Origin of the sequence: Pusillimonas sp. (assembly GCF_029263785.1) — a bacterium.
In the GTDB taxonomy this organism is placed as follows: domain Bacteria; phylum Pseudomonadota; class Gammaproteobacteria; order Burkholderiales; family Burkholderiaceae_B; genus Pusillimonas.
Map to the genome: position 1 here is coordinate 1 of NZ_JAJUFE010000088.1, position 4,160 is coordinate 4,160.

5 protein-coding genes and 1 pseudogene are annotated in these 4,160 nt (G+C 57.7%); 5 read left to right on the plus strand and 1 reads right to left on the minus strand.

What is annotated here, in order from left to right; translation table 11 throughout:
* Window positions 1–231, minus strand: a pseudogene (locus Q1J88_RS12745) (feruloyl-CoA synthase); the annotation flags it as partial.
* Between the two features lie 98 nt (window positions 232–329).
* Between Q1J88_RS12745 and Q1J88_RS12750 the strand changes: the two are divergent.
* From Q1J88_RS12750 to Q1J88_RS12770, 5 genes are all read left to right on the plus strand, one after another.
* Window positions 330–797, plus strand: a complete 468-nt coding sequence (locus tag Q1J88_RS12750; RefSeq protein ID WP_301118109.1) for a MarR family transcriptional regulator — start codon at window positions 330–332, stop codon at window positions 795–797.
* A 410-nt stretch (window positions 798–1,207) separates the two neighbouring features.
* Complete coding sequence (locus tag Q1J88_RS12755) at window positions 1,208–2,050, plus strand: energy transducer TonB (protein WP_301118111.1); 843 nt, start codon at window positions 1,208–1,210, stop codon at window positions 2,048–2,050.
* Window positions 2,051–2,058: 8 nt separating this feature from the next.
* Window positions 2,059–2,964: a MotA/TolQ/ExbB proton channel family protein gene (locus tag Q1J88_RS12760; protein ID WP_301118113.1), complete on the plus strand. Its 906-nt coding sequence runs from the start codon at window positions 2,059–2,061 to the stop codon at window positions 2,962–2,964.
* A gap of 2 nt (window positions 2,965–2,966) precedes the next feature.
* On the plus strand, window positions 2,967–3,491 hold the full coding sequence (locus Q1J88_RS12765) for a biopolymer transporter ExbD (protein WP_301118114.1): 525 nt from the start codon (window positions 2,967–2,969) through the stop codon (window positions 3,489–3,491).
* A gap of 85 nt (window positions 3,492–3,576) precedes the next feature.
* Window positions 3,577–4,160: response regulator transcription factor (locus tag Q1J88_RS12770; protein ID WP_301118115.1), on the plus strand; the 584-nt coding region annotated here is incomplete at its 3' end.

The window sequence follows — 4,160 nt, forward strand, 5'->3', positions numbered from 1 at the left end:
GGCTTCGGCGTAGCTGATGCGGCGCCATGGACCATGACCAGGCTCTCGCTGGGCAATGTATGTGCGTTCAGGAGCTTTTTCCGCCCAGTACAGAAGCTTGTCGGTGATGCGCTCCGGATAATCGCTTAACGGGATGGGCGATCTTACGTAGGTGATGCCGTTGTCGCGCGGTTCGACGACAATTTGTTTAGGGCCCAGTGCCACGCTGCGATAACGCGGTGTTGTCTCCATGCTTTTATCGTATTCCAGGTAATTCAAAAAAATTAATATCAAGTAGCCTGATATTGAGCTTATACTACACGCTGAAATACTTGCTTGCAAGCCTGACTATGATCCAGAAAAACCCTCAATTTACGCAGTCGTGGCCCGAACGTCCCAATGGAATCGCCTATCTTGTTGGTCGGCTGGACCATGTGCTGAACAGACGCATTCGCGAAGCATTGGCGCCTTTGGATGTGACCGCCGCGCAATACACGGCATTGTCCGTACTGGACAGCCATGGTCAGATGTCCAATGCCCGGCTTTCCGAGCGATCCATGGTTTCTCCGCAGTCTGCCAACGAAATGGTCAAGCATATGCAGGCGCGCGGATGGATCGAGCGCGAATCCGACGCCACCCACGGGCGCATCATTCATATACGACTCACTCCCAAGGGACAGGCCCTGCTCAAGGCGTGCGACGCAGCCGTTGTGGCCATCGAAAAAGCAATGCTGGCAGAACTGGAAGAGTCGCGATTTGCGCCATTGCATGCTGAATTGCGCGCCATGGTACGAGGACTAAGCGGGCGCAATATGTAGAAGTAAAGAGATCGTGCTGTCAATTCCGAGCCTGGGGAAGCTCAAATCAGCTAAGCAAATGTTGGGGCAGCACGGGCCAGGGCAGCACAGGTCGGGGCAGCAGAAACTATGGCTGCCTATATTTAGAGTTTAGAGGCAACACATGTAAATGCAACACATGTAAAGGCAGCACATGTAAAGGCCGCTCATGTAAAGGCCGCACACGTGAAGGCCGCACACGTGAAGGCAACATGTAAAGGCAGCATGCGTAAGGTCAAGACAGCAAGATACAGACGGATTAGTGCGGCTGATCAAAAAGCGCGATAATATATTGCGAATCGTTCGCATTTCTGATATCGTGCTTGCCTGCCTGACTGTAAACATCTACGGGCATTTTTTTCTGCCCACGGGCGCCTATCTTCGTTGCACTCATGTCCCGTATCCGTGTTGAGCCCGTTCCCCGACCCCTGCTGACCAAGGCCGTCGCTGCCACATGTGTGGTGGGACTGCATTTGGCGGTAGTTGGCGTGATCTTGGCTGCGCCTTCCAAACCTGAATTATCCATGTCTGAGACGATGGAAATACAGTTTGTCGAGATAGGGCCGGAAGTTGTGGATACCGCGCCTGAAGCAGAGCCGGTTGAAGAAGTGGTGCCGGAACCCGAGCCCCAGATCGAGCCTGAACCTGAACCCGAACCGGAACCTGAGCCGCAGATCGAGCCGGAACCTGAACCGCAAATCGAGCCTGAGCCAGAGCCGGAAATGGAGCCCGAACCGGAGCCCGAGCCGATTCCAGAACCGGAACCCGAGCCCGAGGCGATTACGCCTCCTGAACCGCCTCCGCCGCCCAAGCCAAAACCCAAGCCAAAGCCAAAGCCTAAGCCGCAGCCAAAACCGGCGCCGGTCGAGGCTCCACCCAAGCCGATAGCCCCGCCCAGCGGAGCAGCTGAGAAAGTGGCGACCCCCAAGGCACCGGATCCGGTACCGGACAACAGGCCGCGGCACATATCGACGGTCGACTACTTGGGTCAGCGTCCCAATCCGGAATACCCGCGTGCCTCCTTGCGGCGTGGCGAAAAGGGCAGGGTAGTAGTGCGCGTCCTTATTTCTCCGCAAGGGTCAGTGGTCAACGCAACGATCCGGTCTTCGTCCGGTTATGACCGGCTGGACCAATCCGCCTTGCGCGCGGCCCGAACCGCCAAGTTCAAGCCATACACCGAAAACGGCGTTGCGTATCCCGCCTTGGCCGATATTCCATTTGACTTTGTAATTTAGGAATCAGTATGTCCAACATCCTACAAGGCGCACTGCAGATTTTGGCGCAGGTTTCGGGGGCCGTTGAATCGGACCCCGCCGCGCCGGCCGCGACCAGCGCAGCAACACTGTCCGATACCGCTTCTGTGGCCGCGACCAGCGCTCCGCCATTGCTTGATAGCACCGTGCAGCAATTGTCTGACGGCGGCATGTTGCACTTCATTGCGCAAAGCGACTTCGTTGGCAAGAGCCTGTTCGTGATTCTGGTCTTGATGTCCCTGGTGAGCTGGTATCTTATTTTTGTGAAGTGGTTTACGAATTGGCGCGTAAACAGGCATTCGACGCGCTTCTTGAGCCACTTCTGGGCGGCGAGTTCGCTGGAAGAGGTGGAAAACGAGATCAACACGCACGGCGCTACCGAACCGTTCGCGCATGTTGCTGCGCACGCCATCCACGCCCGCAATCACCACGCCAAATATGGCGCAATGAAGCTTGAGGAAAAGGGCTCTACCGCCGCATTTGTCACCCGCACCATTCGCAAGGTAATAGACGAAGAAACCGCCAAGCTCGAGAATGGTCTGACCGTTCTTGCATCGATCGGATCGACGGCGCCTTTTGTCGGGCTGTTTGGTACGGTGTGGGGCGTTTATCATGCGCTGATCGGCATCAGTATGTCTGATGGAGTCACCATCAATCGCATAGCCGGGCCTGTCGGCGAGGCCCTGATCATGACAGGCCTGGGTCTGGCCGTTGCGATCCCGGCGGTGCTTGCCTACAACGCGTTCGTGCGCAGCAACCGCGTTTACCTGGCACGACTGGACGCATTTGCCCACGATCTTTTCACGTTCTTGTCCACGGGCCAGCAAGTGGTCGAGAACCGCGGCAAGGTCCGCGGTCTGCCGGTTGCAGCTTCTTCTTCGCGCAAAGGTGAATAAACATGGCCTTCGGCAGCTTCGATAGCAAGAGCAGCGGACACACCATGTCTGAAATCAACATGGTTCCGCTTATCGATGTGATGCTGGTGTTGCTCGTGATTTTCATCATCACGGCCCCGCTGCTCAGTCATTCCATCAAGATCAATGTGCCTCAGGTGACGGCTGAGCCGGTCGAGCAGGAGCCGGTTGTCATCGACCTGGCGGTGAACGAAGCGGGTCAGCTTTTCTGGAACGAGCAACCGGTCGCTCTCGAGGATCTGACCATTCGTCTGAAACAGGAAGCCACGCAAGATCCGCAACCCCAACTGCGGATCCGGGCGGACCTGGACACGCGTTATGAGATTCTGGCCGAGATCATGGGCAGCGCCCGCGCGTCGGGGATGAAGCGGGTAGGGTTTGTTACTCGCCCCGCGGAAGGCCGCCCCACGGAAGGCCGCCCCACGGAAGGCCGCCCTTCGCAAATCAGTGGCGTTGCAGGTACATCGGCGAATCCAGGAGGCGCCGCGCTACCCTCTGCACCGAACTGACAGCTTCCCGTCAGGGTTGTAAGCCAGCAACTAAAAAACAGGGGTTTTGGCCACGTTGCGGCGCCGTTCCATATAGAATCTCAGCATGCGAGTTCTAGTTATTGAAGACGACGCCACCCTGGGCGCGGCACTACAAGAATTTCTCGCCGGCCAGGGCTATGCCGTCGACTGGCTGAAAGACGGCGAACATGTCCCCGGGGCCGTTTCGGCACAGTCTTATGATTTATTGCTGCTCGATCTGAATCTTCCGGGCATGAGCGGCCTGGACGTCTTGCGCACTTTGCGGCGCGACGGCGAGCAAGTGCCCGTCCTGGTGCTGACCGCGCGCGACTCGCTCGAAGATCGTGTGGCTGGTCTGGATGCGGGCGCCGACGATTACGTCACCAAACCGTTTGAATTGGCCGAACTCGCGGCACGAGTTCGCGCATTTGCCCGGCGACGTACCGGCCAGGCGCAGCCACTGCTCGAGGCCGGTCCCCTGGTATTCGACACCGTCAATCGCGAAGTCCGTGCGGCAGGGCGTCGAATTGCTCTTTCCGTGCGTGAACTTTCGGTGCTGGAGATGCTGATGGGTCGTGTCGGGCGGGTTGTCACCAAGCGCCAGATCGTCAATTCGCTGTCGGCCTGGGACGCCGATTTCAGCGAGAACGCGGTCGAGGTCTACGTGTA

Bases quoted from the DNA above. Each gene is read 5' to 3' on its own strand.
- Q1J88_RS12750 (WP_301118109.1), top strand. From the start codon at position 330: ATGATCCAGAAAAACCCTCAATTTACGCAGTCGTGGCCCGAACGTCCC.
- Q1J88_RS12755 (WP_301118111.1), top strand. From the start codon at position 1,208: ATGTCCCGTATCCGTGTTGAGCCCGTTCCCCGACCCCTGCTGACCAAG.
- Q1J88_RS12760 (WP_301118113.1), top strand. From the start codon at position 2,059: ATGTCCAACATCCTACAAGGCGCACTGCAGATTTTGGCGCAGGTTTCG.
- Q1J88_RS12765 (WP_301118114.1), top strand. From the start codon at position 2,967: ATGGCCTTCGGCAGCTTCGATAGCAAGAGCAGCGGACACACCATGTCT.